Source organism: Xanthomonas sp. NCPPB 1068, from assembly GCF_041479385.2.
Classification (GTDB): Bacteria; Pseudomonadota; Gammaproteobacteria; order Xanthomonadales; family Xanthomonadaceae; genus Xanthomonas; species Xanthomonas cannabis.
On sequence record NZ_CM192986.1, the window covers coordinates 4,339,695 to 4,364,151 of the forward strand.

General features: G+C 65.6%; 20 protein-coding genes and 1 rRNA gene. 8 read left to right on the forward strand and 13 right to left on the reverse strand.

What is annotated here, in order from left to right; genetic code table 11:
• Positions 1-26: 26 nt before the first annotated feature.
• The 3 genes from ACCQ12_RS18385 to tsaD all read right to left on the reverse strand — a co-directional run bounded on the left by ACCQ12_RS18385 (position 27) and on the right by tsaD (position 3,913).
• Entirely contained in the window at positions 27-2,198 is a 2,172-nt protein-coding gene (locus tag ACCQ12_RS18385; RefSeq protein ID WP_184441747.1) for a glycoside hydrolase family 3 N-terminal domain-containing protein, read from the reverse strand.
• A gap of 217 nt (positions 2,199-2,415) precedes the next feature.
• Complete coding sequence (gene folB, locus ACCQ12_RS18390) at positions 2,416-2,772, reverse strand: dihydroneopterin aldolase (RefSeq protein ID WP_039408607.1); 357 nt, start codon at positions 2,770-2,772, stop codon at positions 2,416-2,418.
• A gap of 82 nt (positions 2,773-2,854) precedes the next feature.
• Complete coding sequence (gene tsaD, locus ACCQ12_RS18395) at positions 2,855-3,913, reverse strand: tRNA (adenosine(37)-N6)-threonylcarbamoyltransferase complex transferase subunit TsaD (protein WP_166749455.1); 1,059 nt, start codon at positions 3,911-3,913, stop codon at positions 2,855-2,857.
• A 278-nt stretch (positions 3,914-4,191) separates the two neighbouring features.
• Here tsaD and rpsU point away from each other — a divergent pair, with 278 nt between their 5' ends.
• The 6 genes from rpsU (at position 4,192) to ACCQ12_RS18425 (ending at position 11,281) form a co-directional block, all read left to right on the forward strand.
• A complete protein-coding gene (gene rpsU / locus ACCQ12_RS18400; RefSeq protein ID WP_002808376.1) occupies positions 4,192-4,407 on the forward strand; it encodes a 30S ribosomal protein S21 in 216 nt (71 codons plus the stop codon).
• Between the two features lie 224 nt (positions 4,408-4,631).
• The gene (locus ACCQ12_RS18405) at positions 4,632-5,078 is read left to right on the forward strand and encodes a GatB/YqeY domain-containing protein (protein WP_039408646.1); all 447 of its coding nucleotides are present in this window, start codon (positions 4,632-4,634) and stop codon (positions 5,076-5,078) included.
• 517 nt (positions 5,079-5,595) lie between these two features.
• On the forward strand, positions 5,596-6,552 hold the full coding sequence (locus ACCQ12_RS18410; RefSeq protein WP_166749456.1) for a YhjD/YihY/BrkB family envelope integrity protein: 957 nt from the start codon (positions 5,596-5,598) through the stop codon (positions 6,550-6,552).
• Positions 6,553-6,644: 92 nt separating this feature from the next.
• Positions 6,645-8,393 carry a DNA primase gene (dnaG, locus tag ACCQ12_RS18415; RefSeq protein WP_372382428.1) on the forward strand — a complete coding sequence of 583 codons (1,749 nt, stop codon included), beginning with the start codon at positions 6,645-6,647 and terminating at the stop codon, positions 8,391-8,393.
• A 152-nt stretch (positions 8,394-8,545) separates the two neighbouring features.
• Positions 8,546-9,547, forward strand: a complete 1,002-nt coding sequence (locus ACCQ12_RS18420; RefSeq protein WP_372382429.1) for a bile acid:sodium symporter family protein — start codon at positions 8,546-8,548, stop codon at positions 9,545-9,547.
• A gap of 153 nt (positions 9,548-9,700) precedes the next feature.
• Positions 9,701-11,281, forward strand: coding sequence for a thioredoxin family protein (locus tag ACCQ12_RS18425; RefSeq protein WP_372382430.1), 1,581 nt, complete (start codon positions 9,701-9,703; stop codon positions 11,279-11,281).
• Between the two features lie 62 nt (positions 11,282-11,343).
• Here ACCQ12_RS18425 and cyoE read toward each other — a convergent pair whose 3' ends face one another.
• The 4 genes from cyoE to ACCQ12_RS18445 are packed head-to-tail and all read right to left on the reverse strand — an operon-like array spanning position 11,344 to position 14,740.
• Positions 11,344-12,240 carry a heme o synthase gene (gene cyoE / locus ACCQ12_RS18430; RefSeq protein ID WP_104581265.1) on the reverse strand — a complete coding sequence of 299 codons (897 nt, stop codon included), beginning with the start codon at positions 12,238-12,240 and terminating at the stop codon, positions 11,344-11,346.
• A 2-nt stretch (positions 12,241-12,242) separates the two neighbouring features.
• Positions 12,243-13,406, reverse strand: coding sequence for a COX15/CtaA family protein (locus ACCQ12_RS18435; RefSeq protein WP_039408698.1), 1,164 nt, complete (start codon positions 13,404-13,406; stop codon positions 12,243-12,245).
• A 5-nt stretch (positions 13,407-13,411) separates the two neighbouring features.
• Positions 13,412-13,987: a redox-active disulfide-containing membrane protein gene (locus ACCQ12_RS18440; RefSeq protein WP_104581264.1), complete on the reverse strand. Its 576-nt coding sequence runs from the start codon at positions 13,985-13,987 to the stop codon at positions 13,412-13,414.
• A 27-nt stretch (positions 13,988-14,014) separates the two neighbouring features.
• Positions 14,015-14,740: an SURF1 family protein gene (locus ACCQ12_RS18445; RefSeq protein ID WP_372382431.1), complete on the reverse strand. Its 726-nt coding sequence runs from the start codon at positions 14,738-14,740 to the stop codon at positions 14,015-14,017.
• 60 nt (positions 14,741-14,800) lie between these two features.
• On the opposite strand from ACCQ12_RS18445, the gene ACCQ12_RS18450 reads away from it, so the two are divergent.
• Positions 14,801-15,019: a twin transmembrane helix small protein gene (locus ACCQ12_RS18450; RefSeq protein ID WP_372382432.1), complete on the forward strand. Its 219-nt coding sequence runs from the start codon at positions 14,801-14,803 to the stop codon at positions 15,017-15,019.
• 111 nt (positions 15,020-15,130) lie between these two features.
• On the opposite strand, the gene ACCQ12_RS18455 is transcribed toward ACCQ12_RS18450, so the two are convergent.
• The 5 genes from ACCQ12_RS18455 to ACCQ12_RS18475 form a co-directional block, all read right to left on the reverse strand.
• A complete protein-coding gene (locus ACCQ12_RS18455; protein ID WP_047694555.1) occupies positions 15,131-16,006 on the reverse strand; it encodes a cytochrome c oxidase subunit 3 in 876 nt (291 codons plus the stop codon).
• A gap of 36 nt (positions 16,007-16,042) precedes the next feature.
• Positions 16,043-16,651, reverse strand: coding sequence for a cytochrome c oxidase assembly protein (locus tag ACCQ12_RS18460; protein WP_372382433.1), 609 nt, complete (start codon positions 16,649-16,651; stop codon positions 16,043-16,045).
• A gap of 150 nt (positions 16,652-16,801) precedes the next feature.
• Positions 16,802-18,406, reverse strand: coding sequence for a cytochrome c oxidase subunit I (ctaD, locus tag ACCQ12_RS18465; protein ID WP_039408685.1), 1,605 nt, complete (start codon positions 18,404-18,406; stop codon positions 16,802-16,804).
• A 41-nt stretch (positions 18,407-18,447) separates the two neighbouring features.
• Positions 18,448-19,407 (reverse strand): cytochrome c oxidase subunit II, encoded by a 960-nt coding sequence (coxB, locus tag ACCQ12_RS18470; RefSeq protein WP_047694549.1) that lies wholly within the window; start codon positions 19,405-19,407, stop codon positions 18,448-18,450.
• A gap of 16 nt (positions 19,408-19,423) precedes the next feature.
• Positions 19,424-19,900 carry a DUF2244 domain-containing protein gene (locus tag ACCQ12_RS18475; RefSeq protein ID WP_039408691.1) on the reverse strand — a complete coding sequence of 159 codons (477 nt, stop codon included), beginning with the start codon at positions 19,898-19,900 and terminating at the stop codon, positions 19,424-19,426.
• 276 nt (positions 19,901-20,176) lie between these two features.
• Here ACCQ12_RS18475 and putA point away from each other — a divergent pair, with 276 nt between their 5' ends.
• Positions 20,177-23,377 (forward strand): bifunctional proline dehydrogenase/L-glutamate gamma-semialdehyde dehydrogenase PutA, encoded by a 3,201-nt coding sequence (putA, locus tag ACCQ12_RS18480; protein WP_104581259.1) that lies wholly within the window; start codon positions 20,177-20,179, stop codon positions 23,375-23,377.
• Between the two features lie 923 nt (positions 23,378-24,300).
• On the opposite strand, the gene rrf is transcribed toward putA, so the two are convergent.
• Positions 24,301-24,415 (reverse strand): 5S ribosomal RNA (rrf, locus tag ACCQ12_RS18485).
• Positions 24,416-24,457: the final 42 nt, after the last annotated feature.

Here is a 24,457-nt window from a genome sequence, read left to right on the forward strand (position 1 = left end):
CGTACACCTGCGTCATCTGACGCGCCTCAGGCGTCCAGCAGCTCGAACGTGACCGCATCGCCGCTGATAGCCGATGCACAGACCCACACATCGAACAGGCCCGGCTCTGCGCCGAACACGCCCTTGTGATTGGTAAATGCCAGCGCATCGCGCGTCAGCGTAAATGCCACGTCCACGCTCTCGCCCGGCTGCAGCAATATCTTGCGGAAGCCCTTGAGCTCGCGCACCGGCCGCACCCGGCTAGCCACGCGATCGTGCACGTACAGCTGCACCACTTCCTCACCTGCCACCGCACCGGTGTTGGTCACCCGGGTGGTGATGGTCAGCGTGTCGTCCCAGCCCAGTTTCACGGTGCTCAGCTGCGGCTGCGCGTAGGCAAAGGTGGTGTAGCTCACGCCATGACCGAACGGATACAGCGGCTCATTGGGCATCTCGCGCCAGCGCGCCTTGTACTCGGACAACGTCGGCAACTCCGGGCGGCCGGTGCGCAGATGATTGTAGAAGTACGGCTGCTGGCCGGTCACCTGCGGAAAGCTGATCGGCAGCCGCGCCGACGGGTTGTAGTCGCCGAACAAGACATCGGCCACGGCGGTGCCGGTCTGGGTGCCCAGATACCAGGTCACGGCAATCGCATCGGCGTCGCGCACGGCACCGCTCAGCGCCAGCGCGCGGCCGTTGCGCAGCAATACCACCACCGGCGTACCGGTCGCGGCCACCGCTTCTGCCAGCGCCTGCTGCGCGGGCGGCAGGGTGATTTCGGTCCGCGACTGCGCCTCGCCGCTGAAACGCTGCGGCTCGCCCAGCGCCAGCACCACCACGTCGGCAGCCTGTGCGGCGTCGATGGCGGCGGAAATGCCACCCGGCAGTGCTTCTTCCAGGCCGCAGCCCGCCACTACGCTCAGATCTTCGGTGCCGACCACCGCACGCACGCCCTGCTCCAGCGTCACGTAGCGTTCCTTGTCGCCGAACAGGGTCCAGCAGCCCTCGATGTTTTCGCGGTCCTGCACGAACGGGCCGATCAACGCGATGCGCTGCCCGCTCTTCTTCAGCGGCAGCACCGCGCCTTCGTTCTTGAGCAACACGATCGAGCGGCGCGCCGCATCGCGCGACAGTGCGTCGTGCGCCGGCAGATGCGTCGTATCGGCTTCGCGCGCCGGGTCCAGCGAGCGGTACGGATTGTCGAACAAGCCGATCGCTTCTTTCAGCTGCAGGATGCGTCGCACGCTGGCGTCCAGGGTCGCCATCGGCACCTCGCCGCTGTCCACCAGCGACGGCAGATGCGCGGCATAAAACCCGCTCTGCATGCTCAGGTCCAGCCCGGCCAGGAACGCCTTCTTGGTCGCATCGCGCTCATCGGCGGCGTAGCCGTGCGCGATCAGTTCCATGTCGGCGGTGTAATCGGAAATCACCACGCCGGGAAACTGCCACTCGCCGCGCAGGATCTCGGTCAGCAACTCGTGGTTGGCGCTGGCCGGCACGCCATTGATGTCGTTGAAGGACGACATCACGGTCAATGCGCCGGCATCGAAGGCCGCCTTGAACGGCGGCAGATGCACATCGCGCAGGGTCTGCGGCGCAATATCGACGGTGTTGTATTCCATGCCTGCGGCCACTGCGCCATAGGCGGCAAAGTGCTTGGGCGTGGCCAGCAACGCATCGTCGGCAGTGAGGTCGCTGCCCTGAAAACCGCGCACGCGCGCGGCGGCAAACGCCGCGCCCAGCACCACGTCTTCGCCGGCACCTTCGGCACCGCGGCCCCAGCGCTGGTCGCGCGCGATGTCCACGGCCGGCGCGTAGGTCCAGTGCAGGCCGGCGGCGGTCGCCTCGATCGCGGTGGCGCGCGCGGTGCGCTCGGCCAGCTCCGGCTCGAAGCTGGCTGCCTCGCCCAGCGGGATCGGGAACACCGTGCGCATGCCGTGGATCACGTCCGCCGCCAGGATCACCGGGATGCCCAGCCGGCTTTCTTCCACGGCGACTTTCTGGATCTGCACGCCCAGGGCGGCGCCCACGCCATTGAACAGCGAGCCGACCCGGCCCTCGCGCACCTGCTGCAATACCTCGTCGGCATTGCGCACATTGGCCTCGGGATTCACGTCCGGCGCAAACGGCCGCACCATGTCGGCGAACACACCCAACTGTCCGACCTTCTCTTCGACGGTCATCCGGGCAATCAGGGTTTCGATGCGATCAGCAGCCATGAGATCCTTGAGAAAACGTTTACATGGCCGGCAATTCTAGCCTGACGCGACTGCGGGGGGGCAAGTTTTGCAGGCCGGGATTCGAGATTCGGGATTTGTAGAGGCCGGTTGTACGGCATGTTGCCCGCCGGAGCGGCAACGGCGCAGCGCCTGGTCCGCCGCAACCTTCGATACTCCGGGATCCAGGCATGCAAGCCAGGCGGGCGGTTCGCGACACTCAGGCGGCGCGTCCCCGCTCGATGATCACGCCCACTGCCTGCGCGCCACGCACAGCACCGGGCTTGCTCAGCTTCAGCCGCAGCCACTGCACGCCGAATTCGTCCAGCACGATCGCCGCGCAGCGCTCGGCCAGGGTTTCGACCAGCCCGAAATCCGACGCCTGCACGAACTCGATCAGCCGCTTGCTCACCGCCTTGTAGTTCAGCGTGTCGGCGATGTCGTCGCTGGCGGCCGGGATGCGGTTGTCGAACCCCATCTCCAGATCGAACCGCAGCGTCTGGCGGATGCGCCGCTCCCAATCGTAGATGCCGATCAGCGCATCGATGTCGAGACCTTCAATAAACACTTTATCCATGGGAATCGGGAGTCGGGAATGGAGAATGGGGAGAGCAAGGGCAACAACACACGATACGGACAGGATCGGAGTAACGCTCTTCCTATTCCCGATTCCCCATTCCCGATTCCGCCGCCGCCAACAGCGGCAAGCTCGCCATATCCCAACGCGGCGTCACATGCACCGCCGCGTCGGCGCGTTCGCCGGCCTCCAGGCGCAGCGCGCCGGCGAAGGCGATCATGGCGCCGTTGTCGGTGCACAAGGCCGGACGCGGGAAGCAGACCCTGCCCCCACGGCGCTGCGCGGCCTCCTGCAGCTGCGCACGCAGGCGCTTGTTGGCGCCCACCCCGCCGGCCACCACCAGGGTGTCGCAGCCGGCCGCATCCAGCGCGCGCAGGCATTTGATGGCCAGCGTCTCCACCACCGCGTCCTCGAAGCCGCGCGCGATGTCCGCCCGGGTAGTGTCTGACTGGTCGCTGTTTCGCCAGGCCAGCAGCACCTGGGTCTTGAGTCCGCTGAAACTGAAATCCAGCCCGGGCCGGTCGGTCATCGGCCGCGCAAACCTGTAGCGCCCCGGCGTGCCGGTTTCGGCCAGCGCCGCCAGCTGCGGGCCACCGGGATACGGCAGACCCATCATCTTGGCGGTCTTGTCGAAGGCCTCGCCAGCCGCATCGTCCAGCGTCTCGCCCAGCACTTCGTAGCTGCCCAGCGCCTTCACCGACACCAATTGGGTATGCCCGCCCGACACCAGCAAGGCCACGAACGGCGGCTGCGGGGGGTCGTCTTCCATCAGCGGCGCCAGCAGATGACCTTCCATGTGATGCACGCCGATCGCCGGCACGTCCAGCGCCCAGGCCAGCGACCGCGCCACCCCGGCACCGACCAGCAGCGCGCCGACCAGCCCGGGTCCGGCCGTGTAGGCCACGCCGTCCAGTTCGTCGATCCGCAGCCCGGCCTCGCCCAGGGTCTGGCGGATCAGCGGCAGCAGCTTGCGCACGTGGTCGCGGCTGGCCAGCTCGGGCACCACGCCGCCATACTCGGCATGCAGCGCAATCTGGCTGTAGACCGCGTGGGCGCGCAGCGCCGGCACGCCGGACAAGGCCGTGTCATAGACCGCCACGCCGGTCTCATCGCACGATGATTCGATCCCAAGGACTTTCACGGCAACTCGGCAGACAAGGAACAGGCCCGTATTTTCGCAGCTTTTGGATTGCGCAGATGCGCCGACCCGCAGGTGCGCAGAGCATGCGTCGCTGCCGGGAAACGCGCGCCGACGCACGCTCTGCTGCACCGTTCCCGGCAATTTTCACCCGGGGCTTGCAGGCCGCTTGCAAGTCGTTATAATGCGCGGCTCGCCGGGGCAACCCGGAAATTCCGTCACGCGAGTCCGCTCGCACCCGCCCGGGGCTCCCGGACGGAAATCCCACTTCTGGAGAACACATGCCCAGCGTTAAAGTCCGCGAGAACGAGCCCTTCGAATTTGCGCTCCGCCGTTTCAAGCGCACCTGCGAAAAGGCCGGCGTGCTGGCCGAGACCCGCAAGCGCGAGTTCTATGAAAAGCCGACCCAGGAGCGTAAGCGCAAGGCTGCCGCTGCCGTGAAGCGTCAGCTGCGTCGTTCCTCGCGCGACGTCACCAAGCGCCAGCGCTTGTACTGATCGAACGCGGTTCCTTGCCGCCGGGCATGCGCTGTAGGCGCGGCCCAGCGGGATTGAACCCAAGAGCCGGCACGCGCAAGCGTCGCCGGCTTTTTGTATTGGCCTGCGGCCGTCCCGCCAGGTACTCGGCGCGGGACGCCGCCGCCCCATTCCCTCTATGCCGACGCAGGCGCCCGACAGCGCGCGTCGACACCTCTCCTCACCTGCCACCCAGGAGTCACCCCATGCCCCTCAAGCAGCAGCTCACCGATGACATGAAGGCCGCGATGAAGTCCGGCGACAAGCACAGCCTGGGCGTGATCCGGCTGATCAACGCCGCGATCAAGCAGAAGGAAGTGGACGAGCGCATCGAGATGGACGATGCCGCCGTCATCGCCGTGCTCGACAAGATGGTCAAACAGCGCAAGGACTCGGTCACCCAATACGAAGGCGCCGCGCGCGAAGACCTGGCGCAGATCGAGCGCGAGGAAATCGTGGTGATCGAGCGTTACCTGCCGGCCAAGATGGGCGAAGCCGAGATCGTGGCGGCCATCCAGGCCGCCATCGCCGAAACCGGCGCCAGCAGCCCGGCCGATATCGGCAAGCTGATGGGTGCGCTCAAGCCCAAGCTCGCCGGACAGGCCGACATGGGTCTGGTCTCCACGCTGGTCAAGCAACAGCTGGCCGGCTGAGCCATGCCGTGTCGTGGTCGTTCGGCCGCGACACGGCACGATCGCCGCGACACTCGCCGGGCGGTTGCAGGGTGCGCCTGCAATTGATGCGCAAGGCGTGATGCGCAGTGCACCTCTGCAGCTGATGCACGCGCCGTTGTAGCTGAGTGCCGGCAACCTGCGCGCAGTCCACCGGCAGGCACAGCGCAGTGTTGCCCCGCGGCAACGTGCAGCGTTGCGCGCAGATCGCGTGCAGATTCCCTCACGGCTCATCCAGAGCCGCCCCATCGCGACAGTGCAGGCGCAGTGCAGCGGATCGAACCGCCGTCTGCGCGCGCCACAGCCGCGACGTGCAACAGGCAGGTTGCGGGCATGCTTGCATACGCACACAGCAACGCCACTGCCGGCGCTTTCACCAGACCTTCGATAGTGCCCTGCTAGAACGGGTCGCCAGCGCAGACGCGGGCGAGGCATGCCGCACCCGGGACTGCCTGACGACCTCTGTGCGCATGACCGTCTGCCTCAAGGACCCTCGCCGGTGACGAAGCTCTCGACCGAACACCTGCAGAAACATCTGGGCCGCCTGCAACGCAGTCTGCCGATGGCGCTGCTCAATCGCTTTCTCGAAATCGACGTGATGACGCAGGCCGCGTCGCTGTCGTTCTATGCCTTGTTGTCGCTGGCACCGCTGCTGGTGCTGCTGTTGTGGCTGACCGCATCGCTGTATCCGCCGGCGCAGGAAGCACTGGTGCAGCAGATCGCGCAATTGGCCGGCGGCAGCGCCGCCGAAGTGGCCGATACGGTGATCCGCAACGCCACCGATCAACCCGGGGTCGGATCGTTGGCGGGTCTGTGGAGCACGCTGTTGCTGTTCGTCGGTGCAACTGCGGTATTCGCGCAGCTGCAGAACGCCCTGAACCTGATCTTCCGTACCGACAAGCAGCGCCTGGAAGGGCTCATGGCGTGGCTGAAGAAGCGCGTCTTTTCGTTCGGCGTGATCCTGGCGCTGGGCTTCCTGTTGATCGTGTCGATGATTGCGACCACCGCATTGCAGGTGGTGTTCGCGCGGCTGCCCTCGGTGCTGCCTGCGGTGGGGTATGTCACCACGCTGGCGCTGTACTCGCTGGCCTTTGCGTTCCTGTATCGCTACCTGCCCGATCGCACCGTGAACTGGCGACAGGCCTTTGTCGGTGGCGTCATCACGGCCTTGTTGTTTGCGCTGGGCCGCTATGCCATCGGCGTGTACATCGCCAAGGCCGCGCCCGGCAGCGCCTACGGGTCGATGGGCACGCTGGTGATCCTGCTGGTGTGGATGTACTACGCCTCGGTGGTGTTCTTCGTCGGCGCATTGCTGACCGCGGTGATCGACGAGCGCGTGCGCTCGCATCGCAAGCTGCGCGAGGCCGGGGTCGACCCGGAGCATCCGCCGCAGGTCATTGCAACGCCCGATGCCGTGGTGCCGCCGAACCCGCCACAGGCAGCGGCGCGCCCCTGAGACCGCGCCGCACGCTGCCTCACGCCTGACTGCTGCGCCACCGGTAGACCGCTGGCGCCAGCCGGTGCCAGCGGCTGGGATATCCTAGCGGGATGGCCCGCATCCCCGACGCATTCATCGACGAACTGCTCGCACGCACCGACATCGTCGAGGTGGTGGGCGGCCGGGTGCCGCTCAAGCGCCAGGGCAAGGAATACTCGGCGCGCTGCCCGTTCCATGACGAGCGCTCGGCTTCGTTCACGGTCTCGCCCACCAAGCAGTTCTACCACTGCTTCGGCTGCGGCGCGCACGGCACCGCCATTAGTTTTCTGATGAATTACGACCGCCTCGAGTTTCTCGATGCGGTCGACGAGCTGGCCAAGCGTGCCGGCATGGACATCCCGCGCGACACCCAGCAGCGCACGCCGCAACAGCAGGACGACAGCCGCGAGCTGTATTCGGCACTGGAAGCGGCCACCAAGTTCTTTCAGCGCCAGCTCGAAGGCAACGACCGCGCCCGCGACTACCTGGACGGGCGCGGCGTGGATGCCGACAACCAGGCACGCTTCCAGATCGGCTACGCTCCCGACGGCTACAGCGCCTTGAAGGACACCCTGGGCACCGATGCGCGCCGCATGAGCGTGCTCGAACGCGCCGGGCTGTTTTCCAAGAACGATCGCGGCCACGTCTACGACAAGTTCCGCGACCGGGTGATGTTCCCGATCTTCGACCGCCGCGGCCGCGTGATCGCCTTCGGCGGCCGCATCATGGGCGCGCCGGCCGACGGCCGCGACCCGGGCCCGAAGTACCTCAACTCGCCGGAAACCGCACTATTCCACAAGGGCCGCGAGCTGTATGGCCTGTGGCAGGTGCGCCAGGCCAACCAGAAGATCGAACGGCTGATCGTGGTCGAGGGCTACATGGACGTGGTCTCGCTGTTCCAGTTCGGCGTCACCCAGGCGGTGGCCACGCTGGGTACGGCGACCACGCCCGAACATGCCGAGCTGCTGTTCCGCAACGCGCCGGATGTGTACTTCTGTTTCGACGGCGACAACGCCGGGCGCAAGGCTGGCTGGCGTGCGCTCGAATCGGTGCTGCCGCGCATGAAGGACGGCCGCCAGGCGTTCTTCCTGTTCCTGCCCGATGGCGAAGACCCCGACACCATCGTGCGCAAGGAAGGCGCGCAGGCCTTCGATCAGCGCCTGAAACAGGCCACCCCGCTGTCGCAGTTCTTCTTCGACGAGATGTCGCGCGAGATCAACCTGCACACGCTGGACGGCAAGGCACGCCTGGCCGAACGCGCACGTCCGATGCTGGCGCAGATCCCGGAAGGTGCGTTCGGCGATCTGATGAAGCAGGAACTGGCGCGCATGACCGGCGTCGGCGCGAGCACCGCTGCGCAACAGTCCCCGGCCAAAGCGCGGCCACCCGCGCGTATGGTGGCCCCCACGCAGAAGCGTAGCCTGGTGCGTGCATCGATCGCGATCCTGCTGCAACAACCGTCGCTGGCGATGAGCCTGGAAGGCGACCACGATTTTTCCGGCCTGCGCCTGCCCGGCATCGAGTTGTTGATGGAGCTGCTGGCGCTGGTGCGGCAACGCCCGGAAATCAGCACCGGAGCGCTGCTGGAGCATTTCACCGACCGCGACGAGCTGCCGGCCCTGCAGAAACTGGCCGCGCAGGAGCTGCCCGGCGACGAGCACAGCTGGGCGATCGAACTGCACGACGTCGTTGCCCAGCTCGACAAGCAATTGCTGCGTCAGCGGGTGGAAGAACTGCAGGCCAAACAGCGCGCGCAAGGCCTGGACCACACCGATAAATACGAAATGCGCGAGTTGCTCAAGGCGCTCGCCGCACTGTGATGTCGTGGCTGCCGGCGTCGTGGCAGGGGACGCAGGGCGCATCACTGCACTGGCGCGCGCAGACGATGGTGACACGGCGGCACAGGCTGCGCCCGCACGCGTCGTAGAATGGCCCGCTCCAGGCGCGTGATCGCGCGACACCTCCCACCTCGATGAAGAAGCTGCTGGCGCGGTTGCGCATTGATCCGTTCACCCTCGCGCTGCTGTGCACGGTCACGCTCGCCTCGTTCCTCCCGGTCTCGGGCACGGCCGCGGCGGTCATGGACGATGTCACCGATGTGGCCATCGCCGCGCTGTTCTTCCTGCATGGCGCGCGGTTGTCGCGCGAAGCGGTCAAGGCCGGCGCGCTGCACTGGCGGCTGCATCTGGTGATCCTGGCCTGCACGTTTGTGCTGTTTCCGCTACTGGGGCTGCTGTTCAAGCCGTTGGCACATCTTGTGCTGACGCCGGAGCTGTACATCGGCGTGCTGTTCCTGTGCGCGTTGCCGTCCACGGTGCAATCGTCGATCGCCTTCACCTCGATGGCGCGCGGCAACGTGCCCGCCGCGGTCTGTGCGGCCTCGCTGTCCAGCCTGCTGGGCGTGTTCTTCACTCCGCTGCTGATGGGCGCGCTGGTCGGCAGCCAAGGGGCCATGGCGCATCCCGCCGAAGCCATCGGCAAGATCCTGCTGCAGTTGCTGGTGCCGTTTCTGGCCGGCCATTTCCTGCGCCCGTGGATCGGTGGCTGGGTCGAGCGGCATCGCGCCCTACTGCGCTACACAGATCAGGGCACCATCCTGCTGGTGGTCTACACCGCCTTCAGTGCATCGGTGAATGAAGGCCTGTGGCAGAAGACTCCGCTACCGGCATTGCTCGCCGTCCTGGGCGCCGCCGCGCTGCTGCTGGCGGTGGCGATGCTGTCGATCACCTTCATCGCACGGCGCCTGCGCTTCAACCGCGCGGACGAAATCGCCATCGTCTTCTGCGGCTCGAAAAAGAGCCTGGCCACCGGCGTACCGATGGCCAAGGTGATGTTCGCCGGTGGCGGGCTGGGCGCGATCGTGCTGCCGATCATGCTGTATCACCAGGTGCAGCTGATCGTGTGCGCCTTCGTGGCAGCGCGCTATGCGCGTACCGCGCCGGATGCCGCGCAGGGCCAGGCCGGCCATCATTGAGGATGGTGGGCGCGGCCCACTGCGCATTGCATGACACCGGTTCGCCTGGCCGGCTGCTGCCGGTTGTCAGCACAGATACAACGGTTATGACGCCCACGCGCCAGCGTGCGCTAGCGTAGGCGATCGACATTTGCCAACCCCACGGTGACTGCCATGACGTTGTCGTTCCGACGCCCTTCCCCGCGCGCGACCGCGCTGCTGGCAGCACTGGCGCTCCTGGCCGGCTGCAACAAGCCCGCGCCCCCGGCGGCACCGGCGACAGCGCCCAAGGCAGCCACAACGCCTGTTCCCGCGTCCAGCATCGCCTGGCGCGAGGGCGACGTGGACGATGCCTTCGCCGAGGCCAAGGACAGCGGCAAGCCGGTCCTGCTGTACTGGGGCGCAGCCTGGTGCCCGCCCTGCAACCGCCTCAAGGCCACCTTGTTCAAGGACCCGGCGTTCATTGCGCGTACCCAGCAATTCGTTGCCGTGCACCTGGATGGCGATTCGGAAGGCGCGCAGGCCTGGGGCGAGCGTTTCGGCATCAAGGGCTATCCCACCATCATCGTGCTGCGCCCGGACCGCAGCGAGATCACCCGCCTGGCCGGCGACGCCGACACTGCCCGCCTGGTCGACGTATTGCGCGTGGCTGCACGCAGCACCAGCACCGCCAGACAGCTGCTGGACACCGCCCTGCATGCGCCACAGACCCTGACTCCAGACGACTGGTCGGTGCTCGGCAACTACGCCTGGGGCACCGACGACCGTCTGCTCAAGCGCGAGGAGGCAGCGGACGTGCTGACCCGGCTGTCCAAGGTGGCGCCACAGCCGGCGTTGCAGCGCAGCTTTGCGCTGGCGGCACTCACTGCCGCCAAGGACCCGCCCGCCCCCGCTCCGGGCTATCGCACGTTGCTCGAGTCGGTGCTGGCCGATCCGGCAGAGGTGCGCGCCAATCTCGGCACGCTGAACTACATGCCGGCACGCCTGGTCGCTGCCGCCAGCGCCGATGCCGGCGAACGCGCCACCCTGTCCGCCGCGGTGGTCAACGCCCTGGACAAGGCCTACGCCGACCCCACGCTGCCGGTCTCCGACAGGCTCGGCACTGCCTTCGCACGCATCCAGTTGGCCCGCCTGGCGCAAGGCCAGCCAACCGAGACCGAGCCCAAAGATCCGCCGCCGCTTCCGCAGGAGCTGGTCGATAGCGTTCGCCAGCGCGTGCAGTGGGCCAGCGAAACCGCCAGGACCGATGAAGAACGTCAGTCCACCATCAGCACGGCTGCGGCCCTGTTGAGCGAGGTGGGCGACCACAACGGCGCCGAGCACCTGCTGCTGGCAGAACTCTCGCGGACCCGGACGCCGTACTACTACATGCCCGAACTGGCAGATCTGGCCGAACACCGTGGCGACAAGAAAACCGCGCTGGAATGGCTCAGGAAGGCCTACGAGGGCGCGCAGGGCCCGGCCACCCGCGTGCAATGGGGCGTGCTGTATGTCGATGGCCTGATCCGGCTCAGCCCGGACGACACGGCAGCCATCGAGACCGCCGCCACGCAGGTGATCGGCGAGCTGGCCGGGCAACCGGACGGCTACCGCCAACGGACCCGGCAACGGTTCGACACGCTCGCTGCTGCCCTGAAAGGCTGGAGCAAGCAGCATCGCCGGGACGGCAGCGCGGTCCTGGCCAGGTTGCAGAAGAAGATGCAGTCCAGCTGCGACAGCAAGAATGCCAGCGACTGCGCCGGCTGGCTGAGCTGAGAGCAGATGCCTGCAACCGCCTGCTGCCTGCCGCAGGCAGGCTGCAGGCCTGCGCAAGCCCTTTAGCGCACCCAGGGCAGCAGCAGGTGATCAACCATCAGAAAGGCGAACAGCGCCATCAGATAGACGATGGAATACCCGAACATCTTCATCGAAAACAGCTCGTCCGGTGGGTCCAGCATGCGCCACGCATACCAGAGGAACACCGCGTTGAGCACCACCGCCCCGCCGAGATAGAACACCCCGCTCATGCCCACCGCCACCGGTAGCAGGGTCACGATGGCCAGCAGCACCGTGTAGACCAGGATCTGCTTGCGCGTGTGCGGCACGCCGTGGGTCACCGGCAACATCGGAATCGCGGCCTTGGCGTAATCGGCGCGCCGGAAGATCGCCAGCGCCCAGAAATGCGGCGGCGTCCAGATGAAGATGATCAGTACCAGCAACGCGGAGTTGATCCAGTCGGCGCTGGTCGGCAGCCCGGTCACCGCCGCCCAGCCCAGCATCGGCGGCGTGGCACCCGCCAGCCCACCGATCACGATGTTCTGCGAGGTCGCCCGCTTCAGGTAGACGGTGTAGATCACCGCGTAACCGATCATCGACGCAAACGTCAGCACCGCGGTGATCACATTCACCCAGACCACCAGAATGGTCATGGAGATCACGATCAGCACGCCGGCAAAGACCAGCACCTGCCACGGCCGCACCTTGCCCACCACCAGCGGCCGCCACGAGGTGCGCGCCATCTGTGCATCGATCTTGGCATCGAGCAACTGATTGATCGCCGCTGCCGCCGAGGCGGCAAGCCAGATGCCCAGAAAACCCAGCGTTCCGGCACGCACTTGCGCCCAGGTGGGCAGGCCGGGAACGGCCAGGAACATGCCGACCAACGCGGTGAACACGATCAGTGCCACCACCTTTGGCTTGGTCAGATCCCAGTAATCGCGTGCACTGACAGCCATGCTCACTCCGGCGCGCGCAGCCGCGCCAGCAGCGACACCAGCACGAACAGCAAGGCCACCGCGCCGCCGTTGTGCAGCACCGACACTTCCAGCGGCAGCGCCAGCTTGACGTTGAGCATGCCCAGCGTCACCTGCACGGCCACCAGCACCGCCAGCGCGCTGGCCCACACCCGCATCCCCGGCGAGCGCGACAGACGCCACGCCAGCCACCACAGGTACAGCGCGGTCGCAATCGCCCACAGCCGGTGCGCCATCTGGATGGCGATCCGCGCCGCGCCATCGAGCACGCCGCCTTCGTAATCCACGCCGATGCCGCGCCACAGCGTGAAGCCCTCGCGGAAGTCATGTGGTGGCCACCACTGGCTGACGCAGCGCGGGAAGTTGTCGGCCGACCAGCTGCCGCCACCGCAGGCCAGCGCCGCATAGTTGGCACTGACCCAGCCGCCCAGCGCGATCTGCAGGCCCAGCACTGCCACACCCAGGCGCAGCAGCCATTTCAAGCGCGACGCGTCGGCCAACGTGATCGGCAGGTGCGTTGCGCGCCACGCCATCCACACCAGCAGCGAAAACATCAGCATGCCGCCGAGCAGATGGCCCATCACCACGATGGGCTTGAGCAGCAAGGTCACCGTCCACATGCCCAGCAGCGCCTGGAAGATCACCACCGCCAGCGTCAGCACGGCCGCGCGCGCCAGATCGATATTGCTCCAGCGCAGGGCCGCCAGCAGCAGGATCGCCTCACCGGCAATCGCCACGCCCATCGCCGGGATGTGCCAGCCGGACATGTACAACGGGATCGACAGCGCCACCAGCACCGCGGCCGAGACCACCTGGGCGATGCCCATGCGACGTCGGCGCGCGGCCAGCAGCGACAGCACCAGCACCTCCACACCCAGCGCACCGGCCAGGAAGCGGTGCACCTGCTCACGCCAGGCCTTGTGCGATTCCAGCGGGCGGATCTTGCTGGCCACGTGGGTGTTGGCTTCGTCGGTGGTCTGCGGCCAGGTCACGCGGCCGTAGCAGGTCGGCCAGTCCGGGCAACTCATGCCGGCATCGGACAGGCGCACGAACGACCCGAACAGGATCGTGCTCGCAGTGAACAACGCCGCCAGCCAGGCCATGCGGTGGAAGTGGCGGAACAACGCCGGTGGCGCAAACAGATTCATCGGGCTCACATCAGTTTCAGCAGCTTGACCAGATCCGCGCGCAAGCCGGCCGGGGCGAACCCGGGGGCGTAGCGCAGGATCACGAAGCCATTGGGGTCGATCACATACACCGGCACGCCGGCGGCATCGTTGGCGCGCGGCAGCGCTTGCCGCAAGTGCGCGTCGTCGCGCAGTACACGCAGGGCGGGCATCGGCGGCAGGCCAGCCGGTGGCGCGCCGATCCACAGCACCTCCACCTTGTCGGCGCGATGCCCGAGCAATTGCCACACCTTGTCCAGCTCGGCGGCCAGCGCCACGCAGCGCTGCGCACAGTCTGCCGGTGGCGCAAGCGCAATCCGCCAGATGCGCTCGCCCGGCGCCCACAGGTACGGCTGCCCGTCCGCACGCAACGGCGTCATCGCCCGCAGGTCGGCAGGCGGATGCAGCAGTTCGCCATTGTTGCGCATCGCCGCTGGCTGCCAACCGGAGAAGCGCAGCACGCCGGCCAGCAACATCGAGCCGAAGAACAGCACTGCCAGCGCAATCAGCATCCTGCGGCCGCGTTTGACCGAGTGCGGCGTGGCCGATGTGGAAGAGGTCATGGCGGCGATTTTCTCATGCCGCAGGCGTCAGTGCCCGCGCCGACGGCGGCGTCGCGCACGCCATGTCAGCAGCGTGGCCGTGGCCAGCACGGCAGCCGCCAACCCGAACCATTGCACCGCGTAACCCAAGTGCCGCGCGGGTGGCAGCGTGTTTGGCAGCACATCCAGATCGCGCACGTAGCCCACCGGCAACGCCGGATCCAGGCGCAGGACCTGCGACGAAATGTCGCGCCTGCCCAACGCATCGCGCAGCGCCTGCGTATCCAGGCGCGTGGCCAGCCAGGTGTGCGCTGTCGCGGCGGGCGCCATTGCAGGACCGATGGCCAGGCCCGCCGATGGGGGCGCGCTCAACAGACCCTGCACTGCCTGCACACCCTCATGTGCCGCGATGGGCGGCAACTGCCGATCGGGCGGCAGCGGCAGCCAGCCCAGATCGACCAGCAGCGTGCTGGCGGTGCCCTCTACGGCGGCCAGCTGATAGACGCGCAGGCCGGCACGCCCCGCATGTAACTGGTTGTCCAGCAACACCTGCGCCGGCAAAAACCGCACCCGACCGCTTACCCAGCACAACCCGGGCTGAGCCTGCACGGCCTGGCGCAGGGTCAGCGGCCTTTCGCGTACATGCGCGGCGCGTTCCAGCAGTGCTTCCTTGCCGTGCATGCGGTGCAGCTGCCACTGCCCGAGCGCTGCGAACCCGGCACTCAGCAGCAGCGCCAGCACCCACCCGATCACGGCGGTGTGCTTGCGCGTCATGACAAGCGGCGCAAAAAGGCGTGCAATGCCCCCACCACGCCGACGACTCCCGGGGCTGCTGTGAACGATTCGCTCAAGACGCTGCTGATTGTCGCCTTCCTGATCGTGATCCTGTGGAACCTGGGTGCCGGTCTCTACTACCTGTTGACCGACCGCGGCCAGACCAAGCGCACTGTCAACGCACTCACCTGGCGCATCGGCTTATCGGTCGCGTTGATCGTCATCGTGATCATCGGCATCTACACCGGCTGGATCAAGCCGCATGGCATCGGCCGCTGACGCGGCCGACGGGATTGGGGATTCGGAATTGGGGATTCGTAAGGGCAAAAACGGATCGCGCTTGCAGATTGCTTTTGCGAATCCCGAATCACCAATCCCGAATCCCCGCCCTCAAAGTACATACACGAACAGGAACAGCGCCAGCCACACCACGTCGACGAAGTGCCAGTACCAGGCAGCCGCTTCGAATGCGAAATGGTTGTCGCGGCTGAAGTGTCCCTTGGCAGCGCGTAGCCACATCACCGCCAGCATGATCGTGCCCAGCAACACGTGCATGCCATGGAAGCCGGTGAGCATGAAGAAGGTCGAGCCGTAGATGCCCGATCCCAGCGTGAGATTGAGTTCGGTATAGGCGTGGATGTATTCCTCGGCCTGCAGGAACAGGAACACGCAGCCCAGCAGCACGGTAAGGCCCAGCCACAGCAACAGCGCCCCACGTCGCCCGCCCTTGAGTGCGTGATGGGCGATGGTCAAGGTCACGCCGGAGCTCAGCAGGATCAGTGTATTGATCAGCGGCAGGCCCCAGGCGGGAATGGTCTGGAATTGCCCGCCGATCGTGCCCGGGCCATTGGTCGGCCACGCAGCGGAGTAGCCGTTCCACAACAGCTCGTTGGTCATCACGCCATCGCCTTCGCCACCCAACCAGGGCAGCGTCAGCACGCGTGTGTAGAACAAGGCGCCGAAGAAGGCGCCAAAGAACATCACCTCGGAAAAAATGAACCACACCATCCCCATGCGGAACGAGCCGTCCACCTGGCGGTTGTAATTGCCGGCGTTGGACTCGCGAATGACATCGCCAAACCACATGAACAAGGTCGCCAGCAACATCGTCATGCCGGCGAAAAAGGTCCAGCGCCCCCAGGCCGCATCGTTGAGCCAGCTGGCCACGCCAATCATCATCACGAACATCGCAATCGAGCCGACAAAGGGCCATTTGCTTTGCGTCGGGACGAAATACGCATCGGCGTTGGGACTGTGATCGGCCATGGCGTTGCTTCCGTGTCGTGGAGCGGTGGATGAAGGTTACGGCGCCGCGCGCGGCGCGCCGGATGCACCGCCGCCCGGCAATTGCGAAGTCAGCGCGTCGTTGCGGTAGAACGTGTACGACAAGGTGATCGTGGTGACTTCCGGCGGCAACGCAGGGTCGACGATGAACCGCAGCGGCATGTCGCGCGTTTCACCGGCCTGCAGGGTTTGCGCGGTAAAGCAGAAACATTCGGTCTTGTTGAAATACCCGGAAGCACGTGCAGGCGCCACCGACGGCACCGCGCTGCCGACCACCGCCCGCTTGCTGTCGTTGCGCGCGAAATACAACGCCTCGTTGAGTTCGCCGGGCACCACATCCATCGTCATCTGCTCGGGATGGAAGGTCCAGGGCAACTTCGAATTGACCCCCGCATCGAACTCCACGCGCACCGTGCGCCTGCCCGGCACCGCGACTGCACCACCTGCGCCAGCAGCACTCGCGCGTGTACTGCCCGGCGCACGCTCCATGCGGATCCCGAACACCTTCTCGCAGGCGATGCGGTACAGCGGCACCAACGAAAAGGTCAGCACGAACACGGCCAACACCACGCCCAGCAGCTTGAACAAGCCTGACGTCGGTGCAGGTGCGGGCGCGCGTGCATTCACCGACCGATGACTCCCGAAGCGATGAAGCCTGCGTAGATCAACACCGCGATGATGCCTACCGTGATCGCCGTACGGCGCACAGCGCGGCGCTGCTGTGCCTGCCGTTCGGCTGCAGAGAGCAAACGCGCCACGGCCGCTGCCGGCGCGGACTCAGTGGCCGATGTCTTCATGCGCAAGATCTCCAGGCTTGATCACCGGCGGCACGGTGAAGGTATGCGCCGGCGCCGGCGATGGCACCGTCCATTCCAGCCCCTTGGCACCTTCCCACGCACGCGCATCGGCGCGGGCACCGCTGCGCAGCGAAGCGAACAAGATCGCCGCCATCAGGAACGGGGTGGCGAACATGCCGAACGCACCGATCGAGCTGACCAGGTTCCAGTCGGCAAACACCACGTTGTAATCGGGAATACGCCGCGGCATGCCGGCCAGGCCCAGGAAGTGCTGCGGGAAGAACAGCAGGTTGACGAAAATCATCGTCCACCAGAAATGCACCTTGGCCCAGGTCTCGTTGTACATCCGGCCGGTCCATTTCGGCCACCAGTAGTACACCGCCGCGATCAACGCGAACACCGCGCCGGTCACCAGCACGTAGTGGAAATGCGCGACCACGAAATAGGTGTCGTGATACTGGAAGTCGGCCGGCACGATTGCCAGCATCAGACCGGAGAACCCACCGATACTGAAGAGGATCACGAACGCCACTGCCCACAGCATCGGCGATTCGAACGTCAGCGAGCCCTTCCACATCGTGCTGACCCAGTTGAACACCTTCACTCCGGTCGGAATGGAGATCAGCATGGTGGCGAACATGAAATAGATCTCGCCGCCCAGCGGCATGCCCACCGTGAACATGTGGTGCGCCCACACGATGAAGCTCAGGAACGCGATCGCCGCAATCGCATACACCATCGCCTGGTACCCGAACAGCGGCTTGCGGCTGAAGGTGGGGATGATTTCGCTGACCACGCCGAACGCCGGCAGGATCATGATGTAGACCTCCGGGTGCCCGAAGAACCAGAAGATGTGCTGGTACATCACCGGGTCGCCGCCGCCGGCCGCGTTGAAGAAACTGGTGCCGAAGAACTTGTCGGTCAGCAACATGGTCACAGCACCGGCGAGTACAGGCATCACCGCAATCAGCAGGAAGGCGGTGATCAGCCAGGCCCAGCAGAAGATCGGCATCTTCAGCAGATCGATACCCGGCGCACGCATGTTGAGCACGGTGGCGATGATGTTGATCGCGCCCATGATCGAACTGACGCCGGCCACGTGGATCGCAAACACGCTGAAGGCCACGTTGTAGCCGCCCTGCAGCGACAGCGGCGGATACAAGGTCCAGCCACCGGCTGGCGCACCACCCGGCAAAAACAGCGTCAGCAACAGCAGGGTAAAGGCGACGGGCAGCAGCCAGAACGACCAGTTGTTCATGCGCGGCAGCGCCATGTCCGGTGCGCCGATCTGCAGCGGGATCATCCAGTTGGCCAGACCGACGAACGCCGGCATCACACCGCCGAAGATCATCACCAACGCATGCACGGTGGTCATCTGGTTGAAGAATTCCGGCTTGACGAACTGCAAGCCGGGCTGCATCAGTTCGGCGCGGATCACCACGCTCATCGCCGCGCCGATGATGAACATCACGAAGGAAAACAGCAGGTACAGCGTGCCGATGTCCTTGTGATTGGTCGAAAAGAACCAGCGCTCGACGAAGCCGGGCTGGTGGTGTCCGTGGTGATCGACTGCGGTATGCGCCATGACGGAACGACCTCTACGAAGCGGTGCGGTTGCGAGCGGTGTTAGAGAGCGGCGGTCGGTGCGGCAGGTTGCGCTGCCGGCGCTGCGGCAGGCGCGGCTTCACCAGCAGGTGCGGCCGCGGGTGCAGCGGGTGTCGGGGCACCCGCGGGCACGGGCGCTGCCGCGGGTGCGGTACCGGCAGCGCGGCGCGCCGCCAGCCAACGCTGGAATTCGGCCTTGGGCAATGCCTCGACCACGATGGGCATGAAGCCATGATCCTTGCCGCACAATTCGGCGCACTGGCCGCGATACACGCCCGGTTGCTCGATATTGGTCCAGGCCTCGTTGACGATGCCCGGGATCGCATCCTGCTTCCAGCCAAGCGCCGGCACCCACCAGGCATGAATCACGTCGTCGGCGGTGATGACAAAGCGGATCTTGGTGTTGACCGGCAGCACCAGCCGATTGTCGACATCCAGCAGGTAGTGCGGCTGCGAAGCGACTGTGGGCCGCTCGCCGCTCTGGCGGATGCGGTCCGACTCACGCGCCAGGCGGCTGGTGAATTCCACCCCCTGGCCCAGATATTCGTACTTCCACATCCACTGGTAACCGGTCACCTTGACGGTCATTTCCGATTCGCGGGTGTCGTACATCGCAATCAACTTGGCGGTCGCCGGCCACGCCATCGCAATCAGCACCAGCACCGGAATCACGGTCCACAGTACCTCGGCCTGCGTGTTGTGACTGAACTGCGCAGCGACGGCCCCTTTGGACTTGCGGAACTTGAACATCGCATAGCCCATGGCCGCGAACACCAGCGCGCCGATCACCACGCACACCCACAGCGCCACCATGTGCGCCTCGTAGGCCATGCGCGCAGTCTGGGTGACGCCGCGCCCCATATTGAGCTGCCACTCCTTTGGATCGGCCGACTGCGCCCACACGGCGGGTGCGCACGACAGCGCCGCCATCGCCAGGCCAAAGCGTGAATACGTCGACTTCCAGCTGCTGCGTTGCGTCATTGCCTAGACCCTTACGTCATCGGTGACGGCCATTGGCGGCCGCGAGCAAGCGTTTCAGCGTATCTGCCAGTTCCACACGTTCGGCCGGCCCGAGAAAACTTCCGATCTCGATCTGCCTGCCGCTGCTCACCAGCAGCACCCTGTCGTCGCGCTCCATGCATAGCCGCACCCAGTGCGGATGTGCCTGAAACGCTGGTGGCGCCTGTCCGGACGGAAACACCTCAACGGCGGTCTCCCCCACCCGGATCGCCTCTTCGCGCTCGCCACTTCGCCACAACTGACGTAGCGCCAGCGCCACCACACCACTGTGCAACAGGGCGAATACCGGCGCGAATGCATTGCCGGTCCACCACCCCAGGCCCGCAAACAACCACATCGTTCCTGCCAGCACCGCAAACAACATCACGAATTGCCTGGCCGACAGCGCCCGCGGAGGCCGCAACCGCAATTGCGTCCCGACCCCTTCGGACATCAACGGCAGTACTTCGATCATGGCAACACGCAGCGGGCTGCGGGAACAGCCCGATGGTAGACCCGCGCGAACGCATGCGGCAAGCATTTCCGGCGATCAAGAATTTGCTGCAGTGCAGCTAAAAACACGCGTAAATCAATCACTTCCGAAAACCCACGACGGCACAACCCAACGACGGGGCCTGCGGTCACAGCCAGTGGCGACCTGCACAAAACGGCGGGAAAGCTGCCGCTTCCACACAAGTGCGCACGCACCCTCGCTCTCTAGAATGGGCATGGATCTCCAGGCATCTTTCGCATGAACGCTCAGCTCGACCCGCTTGCCTCCGCCGCCGTTCCACATCCGCTGCTCGCCCCCGAATTGCCGGCCGCATCCGGCGCCTTGCGCGCCGCCATCACCGCTGCCTGGCTCAAGGACGAGGCCGAACACGTCCGCGAACTGCTCGACCAGGCGCGCCTGCCCGCCGCCGAGCAGGCCAAGGTGCAGGCGCTGGCCGCCGATCTGGTCACCCGCGTGCGTGCACGTGCGCAGGACCAGGGCGCGATCGAAGCCTTCATGCGGCAGTACGATCTCGGCAGCGAGGAAGGCGTGCTGCTCATGTGCGTCGCCGAAGCGCTGCTGCGCATTCCGGACCAGGAGACCGCAGACAAGCTGATCCGCGACAAGCTCGGCGATGCGGACTGGAAAAAGCACATGGGCGGCAGCGATTCGGTGCTGGTCAATGCTTCGACCTGGGGACTGATGCTGACCGGCAGGCTGGTGCAGCTCAACGACCTCACCCGCGCCGATGTGCCCGGCGCCTTCAAGCGCTTGATCGGCCGCGTCGGCGAGCCGGTGATCCGCCTGGCAGTGCGCCAGGCAATGAAGATCATGGGCCACCAGTTCGTCATGGGCCGCACCATCGGCGAGGCGCTGTCGCGTTCGCGCAAGGGCGACAACGCCGACTACCGCTATTCGTTCGACATGCTCGGCGAAGGCGCGCTCACCATGAAGGATGCACAGCGCTACCTGCAGGCATATCGCGATGCCATCCATGCGATCGGCCGCAGCGGCAGCTTTGTCGGCACCGATGTGTTCGCTGCACCCAGCATCTCGATCAAGCTTTCCGCGCTCTACCCGCGCTACGAACACGCCAAGCGCGCGCGCGTCATGGCCGAACTGGTTCCAGGCGTGCTGGAACTCGCCCAGCTGGCCAAGTCCTACGGTATCGGCTACACCGTCGACGCCGAAGAGGCCGACCGTCTGGAGCTGTCGCTGGACATCATCGAAGCCACCTTCTCCGACCCGTCGCTGGAGGGCTGGGAAGGATATGGCCTGGCGGTGCAGGCGTATCAGAAACGCACGCCGTACACGATCGATTTCCTGGCCGACCTGGCGCGTCGCGTTGGCCGCCGCATCCCGGTACGGCTGGTCAAGGGCGCGTACTGGGATGCGGAGATCAAGCGCGCCCAGATTGAAGGCCATTCTGGCTACCCGGTGTTTACCCGCAAGCAGAACACCGACGTGTCCTACCTGGCCTGCGCACGTCGCATGTTTGCGCACAGCGATGCGCTGTACCCGATGTTCGCCACGCACAACGCGCAGACGATTGCCGCCGTGCGCGCCATTTCCGCCGGCAAGACCTACGAGCACCAGAAGCTGCACGGCATGGGCGACGACCTGTATGCCGAAGTGATCCCAGCCGATCGCCTGGGCCTGCCGTGCCGTGTGTACGCGCCGGTCGGCTCGCACGAGGATCTGCTGCCTTACCTGGTTCGTCGCCTGCTCGAGAACGGCGCGAACTCCAGCTTCGTCAATCGTATTACCGATGAGGACGTTGCCATCGAAGACCTGATCCGCGATCCGGTCGAGGCTGTCACGTCGTTTGCATCCATCCCGCATCCAAAGATCCCGCTGCCGACCGATCTGCTGCGCAGCCAGAACCAGAACAGGAAAAACTCCATGGGCGCCAACCTCGCCAACGACAACGATCTGCGGCAGCTGGCCGAGCAACTCAACGCCGCAATCAAGCCATGGACAGCCGCACCGCTGGTTCCAGGTGCGGTAATCAGCACGCCGCGCGAAGCCGTGCTCAATCCTGCAGATCGCCGCGAGACGGTGGGTCACTGGCAGCCAGCCGATGCGGCCACGGTCCAGAAGGCACTCGCTGCGGCCGCGGCTGCACAACCCGGGTGGAACCGCACGCCCGCGGCCAGCCGCGCCACCATCCTGGAGCACGCCGCCGACCTGCTGGAAGCGCGCATGCCCGAGTTCATGGCCATCTGCGTCAAGGAAGCGGGCAAGACCCTCCCTGATGCCGTGGCCGAAGTGCGCGAGGCGGTCGACTTCTTGCGTTACTACGCCGGCCAGGCGCGCGCGCAATTCGGCGCGCCCGAACGCCTGCCCGGACCGACCGGCGAATCCAACGAGCTGCAATTGCATGGCCGTGGCGTCTTCGTCTGCATCAGTCCCTGGAATTTCCCGCTCGCGATCTTCCTTGGTCAGGTGGCCGCCGCCTTGGCGGCCGGCAACAGCGTGATCGCCAAGCCCGCCGAACAGACCAATCTCATCGGCTATGCGGCAGTGAAGTTGCTGCACGACGCTGGCGTCCCGGAAGCCGCAGTGCAGTTCCTGCCTGGAGATGGCGCCACTGTCGGTGCAGCCTTGACCAACGACCCCCGGGTAGCTGGCGTGGCATTCACCGGCTCCACCGAGACCGCGCGCATCATCAATCGCACCCTGGCCGCGCGCGATGCGGCTATCGGCGTGTTGATTGCCGAGACCGGCGGGCAGAACGCCTTTATTGCCGATTCCTCCTCGCTGCCCGAAGCCGTCGTGAAAGACGCCATTTCCAGCGCGTTCATCTCAGCCGGACAGCGTTGCTCGGCCGCACGCGTCCTGTTCGTCCAGGACGACATCGCTGACAAGGTCATGACCATGCTGGCCGGTGCCATGGGCGAGCTGAAGATCGGCGACCCGGGCCTGCTCTCAACCGACGTTGGACCGGTGATCGACGCCGATGCGCTCAAGATCCTCGACGATCACGCGGCACGCATGGACCGTGAGGCGCGCCTGATCGGAAGTACCAAGCTGGATGACGCTACCGCCCACGGCAGCTTCTTCGCTCCGCGTGCCTACGAGCTGGGCTCGCTGGCCCAGCTGCAGCGCGAGATTTTCGGGCCGGTCTTGCATGTCATCCGCTGGAAAGCGGACCAGCTCGATGCTGTCATCGATCAGATCAACGCGACTGGCTACGGCCTGACCCTGGGCGTGCATTCGCGCATTGATGAGACCATCGAGCGCATCACCTCGCGGGTTGCAGTCGGCAACGTCTATGTCAACCGCAACCAGATCGGCGCCGTCGTCGGCGTCCAGCCGTTCGGTGGCCAAGGCCTATCCGGTACCGGCCCCAAGGCCGGCGGCCCGCATTACCTGCTGCGCTTTGCGACCGAAAAGGTCGTCACCGTGAATACCACCGCAGCAGGTGGCAATGCATCGTTACTGACCCTGGGCGATTGATCAAAAAAGCCGCGCACAAAAAACCCCGCTTGGTGCGGGGTTTTTTGTGTGTGCATGGCGGTGTGGAAACCGGGTGACTGACCAAAACCACCCCCGCCGTCGAACAACGACAGATCCATGCACATTCCCTGCCGATCAGTAGTGCTGGTCGCCAAACGCCACGTTAAAACAGAACACAGATAGCACCGCACTGGGTGGATGTATCCAGTGCATCGCTTCTGTTGCAACAGCAGCTCTTTACGCCGGAATGCATCCAGCAAGAGCAAGGAGTAACTTAGGCTGCCGCCTCCCCTTGCTAGCGGAGGTAACAGTGATCAGACCCGTGTGCTGGCATCAACTGCGAGCCATTCAGCGCTGACGTCCTCCGCTCACGACCTCCACCGATGCCCATCGTGTTTTAACGCATCCCCTCCTCTATCGGCTTCGGCTCGAGAGTTTGTCACCAAGATCCGGTCCCAAGCGATCAGGCGAGCATCTATTGGCCGCTCACCACGGCACCCATGGCAGCCCCAGACCAGCGGTCCTGCGGTCGCCGCTCTCGATGCACGCAGTTTTCCACTCACAACTTCTGCCGATGCCTGATGTCGCTTAGCGACGCCTTTCAACATCAGCCCCTCTGGTGCCCGCGGAGGCGGCTGTCGCTGTTTTAGCGGAAGTAGCCGCGCGGACGAAGCATCGTAGATGCGTATTGGCGTGCTGTAATTGCCGCTGTCTGAGAGGCGGCCTGGCCGAAGAGGCGGCATGCTGCGGTATGCGCGGAGCAGACGATGCGCAGACAATCAGGCGTCCGTTGGACGCTGCGGGCGGCGTCGATTTGATGGCTCACATACCGCCGCCGCAGTGCGCTACAAACTCAGGCTGTGCCCAATATCCGGGCAAAAAGAAACCCTCAGTCCTGTTGGACTGAGGGTTTCGGGTAAAGCCCCTGGCGATGACCTACTCTCGCATGGCTTGAGCCACACTACCATCGGCGCAGCTGCGTTTCACTTCCGAGTTCGGGATGGGATCGGGTGGTTCCACAGCGCTAATTTCACCAGGGAGACGGTTGGAGCGTCGCCATCCAAGAAACGGATTAAGGCG